The organism is Paracoccus broussonetiae, assembly GCF_031854425.1.
Classification (GTDB): Bacteria; Pseudomonadota; Alphaproteobacteria; order Rhodobacterales; family Rhodobacteraceae; genus Paracoccus; species Paracoccus broussonetiae.
On sequence record NZ_JAVRQI010000014.1, the window covers coordinates 66,609 to 86,463 of the forward strand.

15 protein-coding genes and 3 tRNA genes are annotated in these 19,855 nt (G+C 63.8%); 5 read left to right on the forward strand and 13 right to left on the reverse strand.

Going from position 1 to position 19,855, the window contains the following annotated elements; all coding sequences use genetic code 11:
- Positions 1-134: 134 nt before the first annotated feature.
- The 7 genes from RM190_RS17490 to RM190_RS17520 form a co-directional block, all read right to left on the reverse strand.
- Positions 135-2,813 carry a sensor histidine kinase gene (locus RM190_RS17490; protein WP_311760756.1) on the reverse strand — a complete coding sequence of 893 codons (2,679 nt, stop codon included), beginning with the start codon at positions 2,811-2,813 and terminating at the stop codon, positions 135-137.
- A complete protein-coding gene (locus RM190_RS17495) occupies positions 2,803-3,051 on the reverse strand; it encodes a hypothetical protein (RefSeq protein ID WP_311760757.1) in 249 nt (82 codons plus the stop codon). Before RM190_RS17495 ends, RM190_RS17490 begins: the two co-directional genes overlap by 11 nt.
- A gap of 10 nt (positions 3,052-3,061) precedes the next feature.
- Entirely contained in the window at positions 3,062-4,369 is a 1,308-nt protein-coding gene (locus RM190_RS17500; RefSeq protein ID WP_311760758.1) for a short-chain fatty acyl-CoA regulator family protein, read from the reverse strand.
- Between the two features lie 2 nt (positions 4,370-4,371).
- Positions 4,372-5,058: a response regulator transcription factor gene (locus RM190_RS17505; protein WP_311760759.1), complete on the reverse strand. Its 687-nt coding sequence runs from the start codon at positions 5,056-5,058 to the stop codon at positions 4,372-4,374.
- On the reverse strand, positions 5,055-6,422 hold the full coding sequence (locus RM190_RS17510) for a LapD/MoxY N-terminal periplasmic domain-containing protein (protein ID WP_311760760.1): 1,368 nt from the start codon (positions 6,420-6,422) through the stop codon (positions 5,055-5,057). The genes RM190_RS17505 and RM190_RS17510 overlap by 4 nt, the downstream gene beginning before the upstream one ends.
- Positions 6,423-6,513: 91 nt before the next feature.
- Positions 6,514-9,639: an efflux RND transporter permease subunit gene (locus RM190_RS17515; RefSeq protein WP_311760761.1), complete on the reverse strand. Its 3,126-nt coding sequence runs from the start codon at positions 9,637-9,639 to the stop codon at positions 6,514-6,516.
- Positions 9,640-9,672: 33 nt separating this feature from the next.
- Positions 9,673-10,884: an efflux RND transporter periplasmic adaptor subunit gene (locus RM190_RS17520; protein ID WP_311760762.1), complete on the reverse strand. Its 1,212-nt coding sequence runs from the start codon at positions 10,882-10,884 to the stop codon at positions 9,673-9,675.
- Positions 10,885-11,134: 250 nt separating this feature from the next.
- Between RM190_RS17520 and RM190_RS17525 the strand changes: the two genes are divergently transcribed.
- Positions 11,135-11,208 (forward strand) — tRNA-Gly (locus tag RM190_RS17525).
- Here RM190_RS17525 and RM190_RS17530 read toward each other — a convergent pair.
- On the reverse strand, positions 11,197-11,340 hold the full coding sequence (locus RM190_RS17530) for a hypothetical protein (protein WP_311760763.1): 144 nt from the start codon (positions 11,338-11,340) through the stop codon (positions 11,197-11,199). The genes RM190_RS17525 and RM190_RS17530 overlap by 12 nt on opposite strands.
- A 1,170-nt stretch (positions 11,341-12,510) precedes the next feature.
- Between RM190_RS17530 and RM190_RS17535 the strand changes: the two genes are divergently transcribed.
- Both RM190_RS17535 and RM190_RS17540 read left to right on the forward strand, forming a co-directional pair.
- Positions 12,511-12,699 carry a hypothetical protein gene (locus RM190_RS17535; RefSeq protein ID WP_311760764.1) on the forward strand — a complete coding sequence of 63 codons (189 nt, stop codon included), beginning with the start codon at positions 12,511-12,513 and terminating at the stop codon, positions 12,697-12,699.
- A 354-nt stretch (positions 12,700-13,053) separates the two neighbouring features.
- Positions 13,054-14,604 (forward strand): DUF1254 domain-containing protein, encoded by a 1,551-nt coding sequence (locus tag RM190_RS17540; RefSeq protein ID WP_311760765.1) that lies wholly within the window; start codon positions 13,054-13,056, stop codon positions 14,602-14,604.
- A gap of 254 nt (positions 14,605-14,858) precedes the next feature.
- Here RM190_RS17540 and RM190_RS17545 read toward each other — a convergent pair whose 3' ends face one another.
- Both RM190_RS17545 and RM190_RS17550 read right to left on the reverse strand, forming a co-directional pair.
- On the reverse strand, positions 14,859-15,155 hold the full coding sequence (locus tag RM190_RS17545) for a hypothetical protein (RefSeq protein ID WP_311760766.1): 297 nt from the start codon (positions 15,153-15,155) through the stop codon (positions 14,859-14,861).
- 371 nt (positions 15,156-15,526) lie between these two features.
- The gene (locus tag RM190_RS17550; protein ID WP_311760767.1) at positions 15,527-16,990 is read right to left on the reverse strand and encodes an MltF family protein; all 1,464 of its coding nucleotides are present in this window, start codon (positions 16,988-16,990) and stop codon (positions 15,527-15,529) included.
- A 321-nt stretch (positions 16,991-17,311) separates the two neighbouring features.
- On the opposite strand from RM190_RS17550, the gene RM190_RS17555 reads away from it, so the two are divergent.
- A complete protein-coding gene (locus tag RM190_RS17555) occupies positions 17,312-17,569 on the forward strand; it encodes a hypothetical protein (protein WP_311760768.1) in 258 nt (85 codons plus the stop codon).
- A 65-nt stretch (positions 17,570-17,634) separates the two neighbouring features.
- On the opposite strand, the gene RM190_RS17560 is transcribed toward RM190_RS17555, so the two are convergent.
- Positions 17,635-18,057 (reverse strand): DUF1489 family protein, encoded by a 423-nt coding sequence (locus RM190_RS17560; protein ID WP_311760769.1) that lies wholly within the window; start codon positions 18,055-18,057, stop codon positions 17,635-17,637.
- Positions 18,058-18,153: 96 nt separating this feature from the next.
- On the opposite strand from RM190_RS17560, the gene RM190_RS17565 reads away from it, so the two are divergent.
- A complete protein-coding gene (locus RM190_RS17565) occupies positions 18,154-19,368 on the forward strand; it encodes a multidrug effflux MFS transporter (protein ID WP_311760770.1) in 1,215 nt (404 codons plus the stop codon).
- 71 nt (positions 19,369-19,439) lie between these two features.
- Here RM190_RS17565 and RM190_RS17570 read toward each other — a convergent pair.
- Both RM190_RS17570 and RM190_RS17575 read right to left on the reverse strand, forming a co-directional pair.
- Positions 19,440-19,514: transfer RNA gene (locus tag RM190_RS17570), tRNA-Glu, on the reverse strand.
- A gap of 191 nt (positions 19,515-19,705) precedes the next feature.
- A tRNA-Glu gene (locus tag RM190_RS17575) sits at positions 19,706-19,780 on the reverse strand.
- Between the last annotated feature and the right edge of the window lie 75 nt (positions 19,781-19,855).

The window sequence follows — 19,855 nt, forward strand, 5'->3', positions numbered from 1 at the left end:
GCTCCGCGATCAATTTCCGCAGCACCCCGTCGCCCGTCCTGTCCCCCCATGCTGTGCTGTCCGTGCTGTCCATGCCCCGTCCGAATCAAGCCTCTCACTGACCCGACAGTTGCAGGATGTGGTTTCGAAAGTGTTTAGCGCGGCAGGTCCAGAGGGCCATCCACATCCCCGCCGCCGGGATTTCCCGGCCAGCGGGGCAGGCCGATGCGGAACGAGGCGCCGCCTTGCCCGGGCAGATAGCTGATCGTTCCGCCCAGGAACTGCATGATCTCGCGGCAGATCGCCAGCCCCAGGCCCGCGCCGCCCGCCTGCGCCGTGTCCTTGAGACGAGAGAATTTTTCGAAGATCAGCGCTTCGTTTTCCGGCGGGATGCCCGAGCCGTTGTCGGTGATGTCGATTTCGGTTCCGCCATCCTTCAGGCGGCGGGTTTCAATGCGGATGCTGGGGATGTCGGCGTCGCAATATTTCCGGGCATTGGCGATCACGTTGATCAGCACCTGAAGCAGCCGGTCGGCATCGGTCATGATCATCAGATGCTCGGCCGCGGGTTCGCGCTGCAAGGTGAATTCCCGCCGCGCCTCGGTCGCCTGGGCCGAGGCCAGCGCGCGCTCGATCAGCTCGTGCAGGTTCACGATGCGCGGGGTCAGTCGGGGGCCGCCAGCTTCCAGCACGGTCAGGTCAAGCAGATCCTCGATCAACCGGGTCAGGCGGCTCGCTTCGTCATGGATCACCCCGGCAAAGCGGGCACGATCGGCATCGGGCAGTTCCGGCTCCATCAGGATTTCCGAAAAGGCCCGGATCGAGGTCATGGGGGTCCGCAATTCGTGGCTGATCTGGCCAAGGAACGTGTCCTTTTGCGTCGAAAGGACGGTTAGCTTGTCATTGGTCTCGCGCAGCTTGCGGGCGGTGATCTCCAGTTCCTCGGTCGCGGATTCAAGTCGCAGGTTGTCGGCGCGTGCGCGGCTGGCCTCGCCCGCGACGTCCATCAGGTCGGCCACGGTCACGGCCCCGCGTCCGGCCACGCGGCTCATCAGCGCGGCGGCGGTGGCCGCACCCACGGTCCCCGCGATCAGGCGCTCGAATTCGGACAGGAAGCGTGGCGTCAGGTCGGGCAGGTAGCCCGACTTTCCCTGCACGGACGCGGCGCTGCGAAAGATGTCGAGCGCGCGCTCGCCACCCCACAGCCGCCCGGCCAGGGTCAGCAAAGCCTCGGCCCGCGCGCCGCCCGCCATATCGGCGGCGGATCCGTCCGGGGCGACCGCATGGACAAAGGACAGGCCCTGCATCCGTTCGACCGGGTTCGGAAAATCGGCCAGCGACACCAACGTCAGCAGCGTCACGTTCAGCCCCAGCGACAGAAGCACCGCCCCCGCAAAGGCATCAAGTCCGCCCGGCATCACAGGAGGCGGGACCAGTCCCAGCGACGGCAGAAAGATCAGGCCCAGCCAGATCAGCGACCCCGAGGCGATCCCCGCCATTGCCCCGCGCCGGGTCGCGCCGCGCCAGACCAGGCCCGAGATCATTGCGGGCAAGACCTGCGCCATCCCCGAAAACGCAACGATCCCCATGACCGCCAGCGCCGACGTGCCCCCCGACAGGTGGTGATAGGTCCAGCCCGCGGCCATGATCGACAGGATCGCGATCCGCCGGGCATTCAACATCAGGGCACGCAAGTCCTCGCGTGCGGCGCCCGGCAGGCGACGGGCGCGAAAACCGCCATGACGCAGCCACAGCCACATCGGCACCAGCCAGTGGTTCGCCATCATCGTCGACAGCGCGATCGCACTGACCACAGCCATCGACATGGCCGAAGAAAAGCCGCCGATGAAGGCAAAGGCCGCCAGCGCGTTCTGGCCTTGCGACAGGGGCAGGGCGATGACGTAAAGGTCGGGGTTTGCGCCCGACGGCAGCAGGTCACTGCCCACGACCGCGATCGGAAGGACAAGGAAAGACAGGATGAAGAGGTACAGGGGAAAGGCCCATCCGGCCTGACGCAGGCGGTCGTCGTCATTCGCCTCGACCACCATGACATGGAACATGCGGGGCAGGACCAGAACCGCTGCCCCGGCCAAGGTGATCAGCACCAGCCAGCGTTCGGGCTTGATGACCCAGCCCGCGGCCTCGGGGCGCAGGGCCATGCGGTCGATCCGTGCCAGCACGTCTGCGGGGCCATCGGCCAACCCCCAAACCACATAGCCACCAACAGCCATGAAGGCCGTCAGCTTGACAACCGCCTCAAGCGCGATGGCCATGACGACGCCGTGATGGCGTTCATCCGCAGCAAGATTGCGGGTGCCGAAGAGGATGGTGAAGGCCGCCAGCCCGACCGCCGTCCAAAGCGGGATGTTTCCCGGCATGGGACGGCCTTGCTCGGCAAAGGCGGAGAGCGCCATCGAAACCGACTGAAGCTGAAGCGCGATATAGGGCGTCGCCGCCGTCACTGCGATCAGTGTGACCAGCGCGGCCAGACCCGCCGATTTGCCGAAGCGGCTGGAGATCAGGTCGGCGACCGACGTGATGCGATGCATCCGCGCCACCCGCACCAGATGTCTCAGCCCCCACCAGGCGCCGGCAAAGACGATGCCGGGGCCAAGGTAGATGGTCATGAACTCCAGCCCGGAACGGGTGGCGTAGCCGACCGCGCCATAGAAGGTCCAGGCTGAGCAATAGACTGACAGCGAAAGCGTATAGATGAAGGGCCGGTTCATCCATTGCCAGCGTCCCGCTGCCGCTGCCCGATCGGCCGCATGGGCCAGAAGGAACATCGCGGCGACATAGAAGATGGCGGCAAGACCCAGCTTTTCAGGAGTCATCGTCCTCGTCCGTGCCGCCGATGGCGTGATGCAGGGCGGCGGTGACAAGGATGGTGGCCATCCAGCCGACCGCCAGCCAGATCGTCCCGGTCGCAAAGCTGAACAGCCCCGGCCTCCAGATCGGGGGGATCAGCACCAGCAGGGCGAAGACGACCGGCAGGATCCGGGTCGCATCGATCATCCGCTGCCGGCGATAGGCCCTGCGGCCCAGGAACAGGCGTCGCGCCCGGAACCTCATGACCAGCCCCTCATGCCGGTCCCAGGATGGAAGGCTCGTGGCGCGCGGGGCAAAAGCCTCGGGGGCAGATGCGGCAGGCGGGGCCGACGGGCAGGGCGGGGCGGCCATCCTCATGTGGGGCGGGCAGAAGCAGCATCTGGGCGCGGCTCAGCGGCGGGCCGTCAAATCCCATCGGCAGCAGACGCTCGGCCACGGCCCAGGCAAGGAAGCGGGCGCCGCCGGGCGTCTCGATCAGGCGCATGACCGGCAGTTGCGGCTGCGCCAGCGCCTCGAACAGAGGCCAGAGCGCGCAACCTTCGCCCGGACGGGGCAGGGCGAATCCTGGGGGCGCCTGCCGGAAAAGGGTCGAGCCCGCGCCATCGCAGATGATCAGCCCCGCCTGCGCCCATGTGCCGGGGCGCAGGACGCCCAGCCGACGCAGCACCAGATCAAGCGGCTTGCCGATCTGTCCCGCCAAGACCGCCGGATCAAGGCCGAAGGAGTGCCGCTCGGCCTCGGCCAACTCGGCATCGGGCAGATGGATGCGATCTCGGGCCTGGACCGCCAGCAGATCCCCGGCAAGCTTGCGCGCCGCGTCCGAGACGAGTTCCGACGCCTCTCCCGGCTCTGGCTGGCCGGCGGCGATCCAGCTTTCGACCTCTTCCTGCGGCGACATGGGGACGGCGTCATCCTCGAACGTGTCGAGATAGGCGACCAGCGATTGCGCGGTCCGGGACAGGCGCTGGCTGTCCATGTCCAGCGTGGCGTGAAAGCGGTCGCGCCAGTCGGCCTCGATATCCGGCGTCTCGGCCAGGATCGAGGCGGTCGAGCGCACCGAGGTCACGGCCGATTGCACCTCGTGCAGTGTCGCCAGAAGATAGGGATCGCGGGTCATGCGGTCCGACAACGCGACCAGACGCCGTTCCAGCGCATCAGCACGCCGGGCCGCAGCGGCCAGGATATTGGCCCAACCCGGATAGCGGGCGGCGAATTCGGCGATCTGATCCAGTTCGACGGCGGCGACCCGATCGGGGGCCAGAGCTGCCGCTTCGCGCAGCGCTGTCACAAGACCTTCCTCGCGGTCCAGAGCAAGTTCAGCGACTTCGATCCGAAGGGCCTGGGCCAGCCGCCCCAACAGCGCCTCGCCCACGGGGCGGCGGTTGTGCTCGATCAGGTTGAGGTAGGCCGCCGAGATTTCGGCGCGTTCGGCCACCTCGGTCTGGCGCCAGCCCTGGGACAGGCGGCGTTCGCGGATCTGTGTGCCGATAAGGGCACGCTTGACCTGCGCGCGGTTGGGGATCGCATGTCCATTGGGCGTGTTCGCTGGCGATCGCCCCATCGCTAGATCCTGTCGCCAGTGTCTTCCAGATGACGGATCGCCTTGACGACCAGGTCGGCGAAACTGGTCGCGCGCAGCTTGTCCTTCAGTGTCTGGCTGACATTGGAGACGGTCTTGTAGCTGATGTTCGCCCGCTCGGCGATCTCGCGGTAGGATAGGCCCTCGGCAATCGAACGCAGGATGTCCAGTTCGCGCGGCGTCAGGCGCGGCCGGGACAGCGCGGCACCGGGGCGGTCCATCAGCGCGATCTTGCGCGCAATGTCGGCGGGAACATAATCGCCGCCTCGCGCCACTACCTCCAGCGCCTCGCAGATTTCGTCCGAGGGGGAGTCCTTCATGATGATCCCATTGCATCCGGCCTGCAAAGCCCGCCGCGCGATGATCGGACTGCGGTGCATGGTAAAGACCAGGATCGGCAGCCCCGCCCCGACCGCCCGCAGCCGCTGCACAAGGCGCACACCCGCAAGCTTCGAATCCCCCATCGTCAGGTCGATGACCATGACGTCGGGCTGCCGGGTCCGCCATGCCCGGAAGCCCATTGACGGGCGCGCGGCCGAGATCACTTCGCAATCGATCCGGCCATGGGTGATCCGGTCCCACCCTTCGGCCACGACAGGGTGGTCGTCCACGATGAGGACGCGCAGGGGCTGCGTCTGACTGCGTGCGGGCGCGGGGGACAAGGTCATCATGGGCAGGGGATCCTGAATTCGGTGCATGTGCGGCCATCCAGCCGGGTGGGAGGCGTCCAGCGGGCGCCCAAAGCGGCGGCGCGGTCCCGCATCCCGGCCTGTCCAAGGCCGGTTCGGCCCTGTGCCGGGGGACCGGTGCCATCGTCGCAGACCCGAGCCAGCAGATGATCGCCCTCGACGGTCAGGCTGACCTCGACATGGCCCGGCCGGGCATGGCGCAGGGCGTTCAGCACGCTTTCGCGCACGAAGCGATAGACGGCGATCTGCCCGGCCTCGTCGGGTTCGCAAGGCGCGGCATCGGCATCCAGCGCAAAGGTGGTGTCCCCGGCCATGTCCTCAAACTCGATCAGCAGTTCCTGAATCATGTCGGGCAGCGACACTCCCTCGGTCGGGGTCAGGCGCAGATCGTCGATGGCGCCCCGCACACCTCGACGGATGGCGTCCGAATGGCGTGCGACGGCGGCCAGCGTCTCGGCCAGCGCGGGATCGGCCTCGGCGCGCGTGGCTTGCCCGACGGCAGCCTGCAGTGCGAAAAGCTGTGGTCCAATCTCGTCATGCAGGTCCGAGGCGATGCGCGCGCGTTCGTTTTCTGCCAACGTCATCATGCGGGCCTGAAGATGCCGGTTTTCGGCGCGCTCGCGCGCCAGATGCGCGGCCAGCGCGTTTACCCCGTCGGCCAGCGCGTTCACCTCGGCCAGTCCGGTCTGGGGGGCGCGCTGGTCAAGTTCTCCGTCCCGCATCCGGTCCAGCGCGGCCCCAAGCTGGCCAAGGCGGCGTTGCACCAGTCCGGTGACTGCAAGGGTGACGCCGATCGCTGCCAGCGCAGTGACCATCAGCAGTGGCACCAGAACGCGAAGGTCGCGCCAGACCTCGGCAATCTCGTCCTGGGGCTCGGTCCGGATTTCAAGAACGCCAAGCATGTTGGGATATTGGACGATCGGAAAGACATCGCGCAGAGGTTGCGGCCGCAGCAGCCTTGCCAGCCATTCCGGCGCGGGGTGATCCGGGGCGGCGCGCGGCGGCAGGTCGATGGGTTTGCCGGTCGGGTCGCGCAATTCGGCCGTGACATGGCGCTGGCTGCGAAGCTCGGTCGCGATGCGCGTCGCTTCGGCCAGAATGTCCTTGTGCCCGAACGATGTGGGCAGGCTGACGGTCGCCGCTGCCTTTGCCAGCACGAAGGCCGATTCCGTCTCGTTGCGAACCGAGTCGCGGGCGTTCCAGATCACGACCGAGACGGTGATTGCGAACATCGCGATCCACGCAAGGGTCGAGCCCGCGAACGCGATCGTTGCCAGTCGCAGTTGGCGTCGCCCCAGCATACCACGCGTCCTGCCAATCGCGCCGATCTGGCCCGTTGCGTCCATCGTTCTCCCTTGCCACCAGCAGGCGGCATTCCCCAGAGAAAGACTAGTTTACCTGCCGGGCTTCGGGCAAGTCCCGTGGCGCGACGGATATTCAGTTGCTGGCGGGTTCGCCCTCGGGGACCTCGCTGCGACCCAGCAGGCGACGGACCAGCACGAAGAATAACGGCACGAACAGCACGCCCAGCAGGGTGGCCGATATCGTCCCACCCAGGACGGTCGCGCCGATGGTGTTGCGTCCATTCGCACCCGCGCCGCTGGACAGGACCAAGGGGAGCACCCCCAGCGAGAACGCGACCGAGGTCATCATGATCGGGCGGAAGCGCTGGCGCGCGGCCTCGACCACGGCGGCGTAAAGGGGCTTGCCGGATTCCTCGGCCTGTTCGCGTGCAAATTCAACGATCAGGATGGCGTTCTTGCCGGTCAGGCCGATCACCGTCAGAAGCCCGACCTGGAAGAACACGCCATTGTCGAAGCCACCCAGCCAGGCCCCGATCAACGCGCCAAGAACGCCGATCGGCATGGCCAGCATGACCGCGAAGGGGATCGACCAGCTTTCGTAAAGCGCGGCAAGGCACAGGAAGACCACGGCCAGCGACAGCGTGTAAAGCAGCGTCGTCTGGCTTCCCGCGTCCTGTTCCTCTTTCGACAGGCCGGTCCAGGCGACGTCGAATCCCTCGGGCAGCTTCGAGGCCAGATCCTCGACCGCGGCCATGCCTTCGCCACTGGAGACGCCGGGGGCAGGGCTGCCCTGGATCTGCATCGCGGGCACACCATTATAGCGGTACAGCCCCTGCGGCCCATAGCTCCACTTGCCCACGGCGAAGTTCGAGAAGGGCACCAGTCCGCCAGAGCTGTTACGGATCCGCCATTTGTCGATGTCGGTCGGCACTGATCGCGAATCCGCTTGGCCCTGGACATAGACGCGCTTGATCCGGCCGCGGTCCAGGAAGTCGTTGACATAGCTTCCCGCCCAGGCGACCGACAGCAGGCTGCCGACATCGGTGGCGGAAACCCCCATCGCGCCCGCCTTGCGCCAGTCGACGTCCAGATTGTACTGCGCCGCGTCCTCCAGCCCGTTTGGCCGGGCCGAGGCGATGCGCCCGTCCTGCGCGGACATGCCCAGCATCTGGTTGCGCGCCTCAAGTAATTGCTCGTTCGTCTGGCCCGCCCGGGCCTGCAGGTAGAAGTCGAATCCCGAGACGTTGCCAAGCTCGATCACCGAGGGCGGCACGATCGGAAAGACCATAGCATCCCGGATCTGGCTAAGTGCCGGGAAGGCACGCCCGGCAATGGCCTGCACGGATTGGTCGGGCCTTGGGCGGTCTGCCCAGTCCTTCAGCCGGACGAAGGCAATGCCCATGTTCTGACCCTGCCCGGCAAAGCTGAAGCCGGATACCCCGAACATGGAATCGACGTTCTCGGCCTCGGCCGTCGTGAAATAATTCTGGATCTGGCCGATCACTGCCTCGGTCCGCTCGGTCGTGGCGCCGGTCGGACCCTGCACCAGCACGAACATGATCCCCTGATCCTCGTCCGGCAGGAAGCCGGTGGGCGTGCGCAGGAAAAGGAAGATCATCGCGGCACCAAGCGCCAGATAGATCAGCATCATCCGCAGCGGGCGTCGGATGATCCAGTTCACCCAGCCGCTGTAGCTATGCATCGTCCAGTCGAAGCCGCGGTTGAACATGCCGAAGAAGCCGCGGGTCTTGTGGCCGTGTTCGTTGCGCAGGATCGTCGCGCAAAGCGCAGGCGTCAGGGTCAGGGCGACCACGACCGACAACCCCATGGCCGAGGCGATGGTGATCGCGAACTGCTTGTAGATCACGCCCGTCGAGCCGCCGAAAAAGGCCATCGGCACGAAGACCGCCGACAGGACCAGCGCGATCCCGACCAGTGCACCGGTGATCTGGCCCATAGACTTCTTTGTCGCCTCGCGCGGTTCAAGATCCTCTTGCTCCATGATCCGCTCGACGTTCTCGACGACGACGATGGCGTCGTCGACGAGAAGCCCGATGGCCAGCACCAACGCCAGCATGGTCAGCGTATTGATGGTGAAACCCAGCGCCGCAAGGATGCCGAACGTGCCCAGGATAACAACCGGAACAGCAAGGGTCGGGATCAGCGTCGCGCGCCAGTTCTGCAGGAACAGTAGCATGACGAAGAAGACCAGAACGATGGCCTCGACCAGCGTCTTGACCACCTCCTCGATCGAGATCAGGACGAAGGGGGTGGTGTCATAGGGGATGACATAGCTGACGCCTTCCGGGAAGAACCGTGCGAACTCTTCCATCCGGGCCTTGATGCGTTCGGACGTGTCCAGCGCGTTGGCGCCGGTTGCCAGACTGATCGCGATCCCGCCCGAGGGCTTGCCGTTGAACCGCGCGCTGGTGGCATAGCTCTCCGAGCCGATCTCGACCCGGGCGACGTCCTTCAGCAGGATCAGCCCGCCATCGGGTTCGGCCCGCAGGACGATCTGTTCGAAATCAGCGGGCGTTGACAGCAGCGACTGCGCGGCAATCGTCGCGTTCAGCATTTGTCCCGCGGGCGAGGGTTGGGTGCCGAAGGCCCCGGCCGAGATCTGAGCGTTTTCGGCCGAGACGGCCGATACGACGTCGCCCGGTGTCAGCTGATAGGCCGCCAGCTTGGACGGATCGAGCCAGATCCGCATAGCGTATTGCGCGCCGAAAACTTGGACCGAACCCACGCCCTCGACCCGGCTGAGATCGTTGACGAGGTTCGAGATCATATAGTCCGACAGGTCGACTTCCTCGAGCGAGCCGTCATCCGAGATCAGCGCGATCACCATCAGGAAGCCGGACGAGGATTTCTGGACAGTCACCCCTTGCCGCTGCACTGCTTCGGGCAGAAGGCTTGTGGCCTGCGACAGTTTGTTCTGGACCTGGACCTGCGCGATGTCCGGATCGGTGCCGGTCGCAAAGGTCAGAGTCGTCGTCGAGGTGCCCGCAGAGCTGGAACTGGACGAGAAATAGCGCATCCCGTCCAGCCCGGTCATCTGCTGTTCGATGATCTGGGTGACGGTATTGGCTACTGTCTCGGCCGACGCGCCCGGATAGGTTGCGCGAATTTCGACCGTGGGGGGCGCGATCTGCGGATACTGGGCCACCGGCAGTGTCATCACCGACAGGATGCCGATGCCCATGATGAGGATCGAAATCACCCAGGCAAAAACCGGACGGTCGATGAAAAAGCGCGCCATGACAGGCTCCTGTGCGAACTTGCTTGACGCGGCCTATTCCGAGGCGGGTGCGTCTTCCTGTGGCTTCTCGGTGGCGGCCGCGGGCGGGGTCTCGTTCGGGGTCGCCTCGGCAGGTGCGGCGGCGGCGCGTTCCTCGGGGGCGACGGGCATGCCGGGGGCGATGCGCTGCAACCCCTCGACGATCAGCCGGTCGCCGTCGGACAGGCCCTTGCTGACGACCCAAGTGTTCCCCTTGTCCTGCAGGATCGTCAACTCGCGCTGCTCGACCTGGTTCTGGGCATTGACCACCATCGCGATGGGTTGGCCCCTGCGGTCGCGCGAGACGCCTTCCTGCGGCGCCAGAATGACTCCGCGCGCCAGAGCCTGCTGGACCACGGCCTGAACATACATGCCGGGCAACAGGATCCGGTCGGGATTGCCGAAGGTCAGCCGCAGCGTGACCACGCCCGTCGTTTCGTTCACATAGGGTTCGGCAGCGGTCAGAGTCCCCTTTTGCTGGTAGTCGCTGCCATCCGCCAGCCGCAGGGTCACGGTGCGGTCGGGTCCTGCCTGCATCGCCATTTCGCGCCGCCAGCGGATGATTTCGGCGGCGGATTGGGTCACATCGACATGGACGGGATCGATGGTGCGGATCACGGTCAGGGGCGTCGCCTGGCTTGCAGTCACCAGCGCGCCCTGGCTGACCTGCGCAAGCCCGATCTCGCCATCAAGCTCGGCGCGGACGGTGGTGCGGTCCAGGTCGATGCGAGCGCTTTGCAGCTGGGCCTGCGCGACCTTCACGGCAGCGTCGGCCGCATCGCGGGTAGCAATGGCTGAATCGTTGGTGCTTTCACTGGCGACGTTCCGCTGGCGCAGGGCGCCCAGCCGCTCGGCCTCGCGGCGGGCATTCTCGGCCTGGGCGCGGGCTTGGGCGACGGCGGCCTCAGCCTGGGCGACGGCGGCTTCATAGGTGGTCGCGTCGATGCGGAACAGCGGATCGCCGACCTTGACGCGCCGGCCTTCGCCGAACATGCGCTCGACCACGATACCATTGACCTGGGGGCGCACCTCGGCGGTGGCCGAGGCGGTCACGCGGCCGGGCAGGGTGGTCGTCAGGGCCACGTCCTGAGGATGCAGCGTCACCACGGTCACGGGGGTCGGTGGCGCCTCTCCCCCCGCTTGCTGGGCCATGGAAGATGCGGGGACCAGTCCCACCGCAAGCGGCAGGACAAGGGTTCGGGCAATCCGGCGCGCAAGCGCTGACATGTTCGGCTCCGGGAAAGTACTGACCAGTAACGTAATAACGACCAGTTGATCGCGATGATCAATCCCCATTCTGCCAAGCCCGGCGCGATTGTGGCCGCACGCACAAGGGGCGGGCAATGAGCGCGAGTGCTGGCGCGCGCGCGCTCACGGGCTGGTCGGGGCCTCGCCTGCCGGCGGAGCCGCCCGGACATGGATCCTGTCAGATTGGGCTTGCGATCCCCGCCAAGCTGATGCTATCCGATGCGGCGACGCGGGTGTATCTCAATGGTAGAGAAGCAGCTTCCCAAGCTGATGACGAGGGTTCGATTCCCTTCACCCGCTCCAAATTCCAGCCACCTGAAATCCATAATTATTAAGATATTTCAGGCGGTAGCTAAGAATTTCTCCAGCAAGATTAGGATGGCGCGCCAGAGTTCTGTGCATCATTTCGCGCCTCTTTTTGGTCATCGCGACCATTGAGATGCTGGAGCGGTTGACACATAGCCGCCGCCATGACCTTGATTTTGCGAGGTTCCACCTGCCATTCAAAGCGCCGTGTCTCGATCCGCTATAGCCGGTTGAAGATCGGCCTTGGGTCGTTGTGTCGCTGAAGCCGGATTCGCGCAGCAGGGCCTAGCCCAAGGCGGCTGAGGTCTAGAACCAGCTGTGCCTTGGCTGGCTTGGCGCACCTCTGGTAAGCCTTTGACTGGGTCTGCCATCAGGTACCATCACCGGGTCCGACGGCGCGTCCGGCGGGTCCCTGTCCCATCTGACCGGAAGCCTCGGGGCCGCGGTCTTCGAGGCGATGCTCACCCGCGTGGTCGCCGGGGGCTTCCAAATGACAAGGCCCCCGACCGTTGGTCGCCTGTCCACTGAAGGTGCTCGCGATCCGCGCCGTCGTCCTGGTGGCGGTCATGTTCATGCACTGAGGGGGCTCAGGCAGCCGGGCGGAATCATGCGCTTACGCCGGCCTGACCGCGACCCGCACGTGGTCGGGCAGCAGCTGTCATCCAGCCCAGGCCCTGCGGCATTAGGGTTCAACCCTTCCAGCCCGATCTGCCTCCCCGCCGTCAGGGGGGTGACGGGTTTCGCGAAATCCACACACGGCATGGCTCGTTGTCTTTGGAAAACCCAACGCCTTTCGCCGCAGCAATCGAACCGCGGGTTCTGGGGGCTAACTCCGATCTGATTCTATCGTGATCACCTTTCAGGGTCCCCGCCGCACCGCCTTTGCCAGTGGGCACAGCGCTAACCGGCTCCCCGTACACGGTGCTGCCGTTGAGGAGCCGGGGAGCGCTCGAGCGGGCTCCGCCTGAAACGACCCAAACTCATTCTAGCACATGCCCGCCGTCGCGCGGGACTTTTTCATTTGGAGACCAGCATGTACCCAGCCGGGATCAAGGGCGCCGCAAGGCCGCTGACTGATATCGGCTCGGCTCGTGTCGGCCGTGTGATCGGCGTCGGCCAGGACGAGATCCGCACCGCGATCGAGGTTGAGACCTCGCGCGGCGAATTCGATAGGAAGGCCAGCCGGAGATGCGGTTCGAGCCGGACGTGTTTTATCGCGAGCTGGGGCAGGGGCCCAAGCGCACCAATCTGGCCTTCACCCTCTGACTGGAGAAGGCAGCGAGCCGGATCGCGAGGTTCATGCGGACTCTCCATCCGCTCTATCCGATCATCTTCGCCCGGCAGCGCGGCACCTTCAGCGGCGCGATACCTCGTCCCTATGCGCTGAACCCGAAGAAGGAGGGCCAGATCGCCAAATTCATCAAAGACTGGAAGTCGGCGTTTGATGCGGGCGTCAAAACTGGCGAACCGCTGAAAGCGAAGTTCTGATTGCAGTTGCCAAAATCGTGGTCTGCGGACTGGCATGACCTCGCATCGACTAACGGGGGACGGGACTTCGGTCCGCCCCACGATGGCTGACGGTAAGATTTCCCTGGGAAACGCTATTTCCTTTGGTCGGGTGGTCGGGCACCATCCCGCAATCCGATTACCATTCCAGAAATTTCGCCGTCGCTTACTTCAACTCTCTGCCAGTGGCGTGCGATTCCTCATTAGGTATGGCCAGAATGAAAGGGCACCTGATTGTCGCAGAAGTTCCCGAGGTTCATAGCTTTCCAAGGACCCACACTTCTCCTCTCCGCAGCCGTCGCTTGCTTTTACACTGGCGTGCAGACGGGGCAGGCCGTGGCGCAGACAGCGCCGGAAGTGCCGGCATCCCTTTCAACGCCAGAGGTTGTCGAGTCGCCGGTCGGCAAGCTGGAATTCAGGGATGGCGTGCCGACAAAGGATACTGCGGAAAAGCTGTACGATAACCTTGACTTCACCTATGCCTACCGCGCCTTCATGGACAACATGCGCGGCGTCAGCATCCGGACCGTGCATAACGAGATGCAAAGGTTGGGGATCAAGGAAAACGAGGTTCTCGTTTTCTCGGACCTCATGGATGCAAAGTCCCTGTTCCTGACGGCCAATGCCGACACGATTTATGTGATGGGCTATCTTGATCTTGCCAAGGGGCCCGTGGTGCTTGAGACGCCGCCGGATTTTCTGGGGGCGGTGCAGGACGCCTGGTTCCGTTGGGTGATCGATATCGGGGTGCCGGGTCCGGATCGTGGCCAGGGCGGCAAATATCTGATCGTCCCGCCCGATTACGACGGACCGCTGCCCGAAGGTGGCTATTACATCTCGCGCGCGAAGACCAACACCGTCCTGTGGTTCGGCCGGTCGTTTCTTGCCAACCACTCAGATCCAAAGCCCGTCGTCGAGACCATCCGCAAATTCACCAAGGTCTACCCCTACGAGGCCGGGGGCGTGGGAACGCCGATCGCGGATTTCCTTTCCGGAACGGCGAAACTCGGGCAGATCAAATCTCCGCCCGAGACCGTCTTCCACGAGGGCAGCGGCAAGGTGATGAACACCGTTCCGCCGAACGATTGGAGCTATTTCGAGTTGTTGAACGAAGTGGTCCAGACCGAACCCGCCACCTCGCTTGATGCCGAACTGATGGGGCCGTTGGCGTCCATCGGCATCATCAAGGGACAGCAGTTCGCGCCGGATGCGCGCATGAAGGAGATCATGACCGATGCGCTGGCGACCGCCAACGCAACCGCGCGGACGCTGCTTGTCAGCCCGCGTGATCCTAAGTGGTTCTACTACCCCGACTCGTCCTGGTTCAATTTCCTGTTCGATACCGGCTATGAGTTCGAGACGCCCATCCCGAAGATCACCGCGCAAGGCGTCGAGCCATATCCGCCGACCGGCTATCGGACGATGGATGCTCGGACGAACTTCTTCTACGGCATAACCGGCATCACGCCCGCAATGGCGATGCGTCTGCCGGGCATCGGCTCGCAGTATCTGCTTGCCTCGACGGATGCGGACAAGAACCATTTCGACGGTTCCAAGACCTATAAGGTCACGCTTCCGAAAGGCATTCCGGCAGAAAATTTCTGGTCGCTGACCATTTACGACAACATGTCGCGGTCGATGTTGGACACGCCGCAGCGCTTTCCGCGCGCGGGAAGCCAGAGCTATCCATCGGCGGCGGCCGAGACCGATGCCGATGGCTCGACGACGATCTGGTTCGCGCCGGAGCAGCCGGACGGCGTCGCGCGCGGAAACTGGATTCAAACCGATCCGAAAAAGGGCTGGTTTGTCATCCTTCGCCTCTACAGCCCGCTGCAGTCGTTCTTTGACAAATCCTGGCGAGCGGGCGAGATAGAAATGGTGAAGTGAGACGCTATTTTGCAAAACGGGCCACCGGTAATTGGTGCCGTTACGTCAATGACTATGGTGTTGTGACGCGCATTGGTTCCGTCTCTTGCTTTGGTGCCGGGCCGCCGGGTCGGCACCGTAAACTCCCCGAGCTTGCAATTTAGCCATTGCTCGATCGAGTCCGATGCGAGATCAAAACCAGAAGCGATGTCGGGGCGGCGCTGCCGGCCCCGTTCGCGGCCAGCAGCAAAGTCAATTCGGGATAGGAATTGCGGTTATTTCTGGCTGACTTGCATCTTCGCCTTGACCTCAGCACCAGACGGCATTTTGACCGTCACGTCTGTCGGCTCAGTATACGCAGATGCGTCGATGTCCTTGAAGATTTCGCACGTGCGCTTTGCAATCTCTTCCGCAGTCATTTCGGTATTCTCTTTCACGATCAACGCTTGATCCGCGCTCATGATCACGTCAGTCGCGCCACAATCGATACGCAACTCGCGATCTTGGGCTTGGGCAGAAACAACAGATAGGATCGCGATCCCGCTTGCGAGGGTCAGAAGCAGTTTCAGCATTTTCACCTCCCACAATGAATGCCATTCCGACGGGAGTCGGTGGCGCGCGGCATTTTACAGGCCTTCAGTCGGATTGGCTAAAGATTCGTTATTTTCTGCAAAGCCGAACTAGCGTAATTCCCGCACTTTTGCCGCCGACGCTTTGTGGACGTCCGCACGCCCATAACCGCACGATGGACGTTCTATTGCACGGTCGCGGCGAACGGTCGCCGAGGCTATCTGCTCGGTTCGGCGCGGCGCCGTTGAGTTGATGCGCGGATAAAGCGGAGCTGATCCTAAACCTTCGACAGTTATTGGCGTATGCGGCGTGGCGGCACCGATCACATCTCACCTGAGCCGGCAACCGTCAGATGTGGCCCGTCTCGGCTCATTCATTCGTGGTCGGCAGATGGTGCGGCGGTATGCTCAGCCTGGAAAATCTTGTAGGTGGTGTAATATTTCAAGATGTTCCGAACATAGACAAGTGGTTCCTGACTGATCGTTCGGCCTGCGGCAACCTCGACATTTCCGAACCAAACATTCGGATCGAGGCCCATACTCTCCGCCCGCATCCGCGCTTTGCGAATATTCCCGGGGCCGGCATTATAGGCGGCAAAAGCAAAGCAGGCCTGGTCGAAGGGGGTTATGGCGGGGTCGTTGAAATACACCATTCGGAGATGCCTCAGGTACTTGACGCCTGCCTCGACATTCCTCTCGGCCACCTGAATGTCCGGGATGTCGACGTTTGGATCCCGTGCGGTGGCCGGCATGACCTGCATCACCCCGATCGCGCCGGCATCGCTGCGCTTCGACTGGTCCAGGCGCGATTCCTGATAGCCCTGAGCGGCGATGAGGACGGGATCGAAATCGTAAGTCGTGGCGTGCCGCCGGATGTAGCCGATCGTCTCGACGAACTTCGTGTCCTCGCCCGGAGCGATTGCATTCACGACCCGCGTCGGATCGGCAATCCAGCGACGATACAGGATATTGCCAAGCTCCGTGCCCTTGCGTGCCTTTGCGACAAAGGCGTTTGTCGCCTTCATCAACTCGGGAGAGCCCTTACGGATTGCCCACGCGATTTTGCCGTCCCTGCTGAAGACGAGGTCGTCATGCACGTCGAGGTTCTCGAAAATCTGCTTGAAAAGCTCAGCCTTGTGACTGTCAAGGATGACAGCGGGAATGACGCCTACATTGACGAGCTCAGCCAGATCGTAGTCTTCGAGTGCCTCGTCAGCTGCAATAATCGGGATTGGCACCAATCCCGCACCGGATCGGGTCGCATTCAATGCCACGAGGTGCTCATGGTAGCTGCTCGACGGGCGGACATGCACTCCAATCGTTCCGAGATCGTCGAGCGTCGCGATGTCCGGGGCTGCCGGACCTGTTACCAAAAGCTCGCTTACATCGCGCAGCATTGGATCCGCAAAGTCCACCCGCTCGGATCGGCGCGGTGTCACCGTCAGATTGGCGCTCAGAACGTCCACCCGGCCGTCGACAAGCGCATCGATCATTTTGTCTCGCGTCAGCGGCATCAGTGCCACGGTCAGCGTTTGCGCCTTCGGACCGAGCGTCTTGCGCAGGTGAGCCTCGAACTCGCGCCCGAATTCGACAGCGATTCCGCTTTGCTTGGCACCTTCATAGACAAATGTCATCGGTTCCTGCGGCACGCCCATCCGGACAAATCCCCGCTGCACCATGCCATCAAGGTCGCCAGTCCACGGGCGCAACATCGCGGCAATCAGCGCGTCTTCGGTGAGTTCCGCGTCAGTGAGAGCTGCGGTGTCCTGATCCTCCAGAACATGCTGTGCAATTGCCTCGGCGCTGCCAAGGCAGACCCAGACCGCAACCAGTACCACAGCGATTCCCCGTGCCATAATGGACCCAGAAAAACGACTCGCGTGTTGAGTTTACCACTTTCCCGAATGCGCTTCGATGTCTCACCATAAGGGGTAACATCCACGCGGGGCATGGGTGCGCGCGTGGCAGGACGAGTTCACTGCGTCCTGACTGCGCTTGGTCAGCCGAGAGAGCTGCCAAGCCTGATTTCAGAAGCCTATACCGATGCTCACGCCACCTCGCCTCATGCATCCCCCAGGCGATAGCCATCGGCTCGAGGTGAAAGGATTAGAGATATCCTCTCCAGCCTTTTCCTTCTTCTCAAGGATATAGCGCATCCGTTGACGCTGATCGCTGCAACTCGTTTCAGCCCCGATCTGAACGAGATCCATGCGACTGAAGACATGCGGGTTGAGACCCAGAATCGCAGCTTCCTGGATATGTCCGGGGGACAATGGCTTGCTATCCGCGAGGGCCGTTCCCGCCATGGCAGCAAAAGCCAACATGACGAAAGTGAGCTTCCTGATCACCTGACGCCTCCATCTCAGACATGGCTGCCATCGATGTGGTATCTTTGGAGGGAAATTGAAGAGCCATGAGGACTTCACACGCTCCATCCCAATCGCCCTTCCTGACCGTGATGGCACGCAGGACGCGCTGTCGTTCAGCGCAATCCCATCTCGGCAAGGGCGCGGGCAATTTCCGGGGGTAGGCTGGGCTCTTGGCCGCGCCCGGCGGGCAGGTCCGGTGGCACGTCCGCTGCGTTGAGATAGCGCCAGCCCTGGAACGGGCGACGTGGCACGGCTGCGGTGCGAACAAGGCCCGGACCAAGGATCAAGGCGCAGCGGCGGATGCCATCCTCTCCCTCCACCTCTTCCAGTCCCAGCAGGGGCTGGCGGGCCTGCATGACACCCTTGAACACCCAGTAGATCGAGCCGCCGTTCAGCAACTCAGCCTCGCGCTTGGGCCACATCCGGGTCACATGGCGCGCCGGACCGCCGGCCCAGCGGCTTTTCTGCCATTCTTCCAGCTCGACCGGGCTGTCGCAGCCGACGCAAAGCTTCATGAGGTTCAGGGTGCTGGTCATGCGCCAGATATATCCCCCGGCACGGCGGGTGCAACCTTGCGCCCTGTGGATAAGGCAGATACCCCCCGAGGCCTGCCAACATGACAAGAGGTGATCATGTCCGAACCCCTCGCACCCCCGGTCCACAAGCAGCCGTTGCCCGAATTCATCGCGATGCTGGCCGTGATCTTTGCGGTCATCGCCTTCTCGATCGATTCGATGCTGCCGGCGCTGCCCGAGATCGCGGCGGCGCTGACGCCTGAAAACGTCAACCGTGCCCAGCTTGTGCTGACGGCCTTCGTGGCCGGAATGGGGGCCGGCCTGTTCGTGGCCGGGCCGCTGTCGGATGCCTATGGCCGCAAGCCGATCATTACGGCGGGATTCGCGCTTTACGCGGTCGCCGCCATCGCTGCCGTCTTTGCCAACTCGCTTGAAATGCTGCTGGTCGCGCGCTTCGTGCAGGGTCTTGGCGCCGCCGGGCCGCGTATCGTCTCGCTCGCGCTGGTCAGGGACCTGTATCAGGGGCGCGAGATGGCGCGGATCACCAGCTTCGTCATGATGATCTTCATCCTGATTCCGGCGGTCGCGCCGTCGGTGGGCGCGGGCATCATCCATTTCGTCGGCTGGCGCGGCGTCTTTGGTTCGTTCGTTCTGCTGGCGTTGCTGGGCAGCCTTTGGATGAACCTACGGCAAGAGGAAACGCTGCCGCCCGCAAAGCGCCGCCCGATGCGGCTTGGCAGCATGATGGCCTCGGCCCGCGAGGTGCTGGGCAACCGGCAGGTGCAGCTGGTCACGATCGTCATGACCCTGGGATTCGGCCAGATGTTTGCGTTGCTCAGTTCGGCCCAGCAGCTCTTCTCGGAGACCTATGGCCGGGGTGAGGATTTCCCCAAGTGGTTTGCCGCCATGGCGCTGTTGAGCGGGACCGGAACCATGCTGAACGCGCGCTATGTCCTGCGCCTGGGGATGCGGCGCATCGTCAGAAGCGCCTATGCCATGCAGGTCGTCGTCTCGACGGTGATGTGCGTGCTGGTCCTTGGCGACCTGCTGCCGCCCGCCCTGCGCTTTCCGGCCTTCTTCATGTGGGCGGTCAGCGTCTTCTTCATGGCGGGCGTGACTTTCGGCAACCTGAACGCGATGGCCCTGCAACGCATGGGACATGTCGCGGGCATGGCGGCGTCGGTCATCGCAGCCGTGTCGACCATCGGTGCGGTCCTGATCGCGGCCCCCGTGGGCCAGCTGTTCGACGGCACTGCCCGACCGATCATCCTGGCGACGCTGGTCTGTTCGGCGCTGGCTCTGTGGCTGATGCGCTGGGTCGAGGAAGTCTGAGACCGGGGGCGCGCAAGCGCCCCTATCCATCAACGGGCGTCGGAGCAAGGATTTGTTCTGAGGGGATAAAGTGGCAGCCCGTAGGGGAGTCGAACCCCTCTTTTCAGGTTGAAAACCTGACGTCCTAACCGATAGACGAACGGGCCACTTCAGCGTCACCATCTGGCGACGAGAGGGCGTTTAGGCCAGCGCGGCGCGCTCCGCAAGAGGCAGTTTCACTTCTTCTGTGGGTAAACGCTTTTTTTTCGATCGGGCCGCGTCAGGCAGGGTACGGACAGAAAAAAACGCCGCCGATCAGCTAGATCGCGGCGCGCATCCCGGTCATCCCAGGAAGAAGTGGCAGCCCGTAGGGGAGTCGAACCCCTCTTTTCAGGTTGAAAACCTGACGTCCTAACCGATAGACGAACGGGCCACTTTCTATCTCCGCAAGGCAGTGCCCTGCGGCGTGGGGCGGTGTTTAGGGCAGGGCCGCGATGCCTGCAAGCGG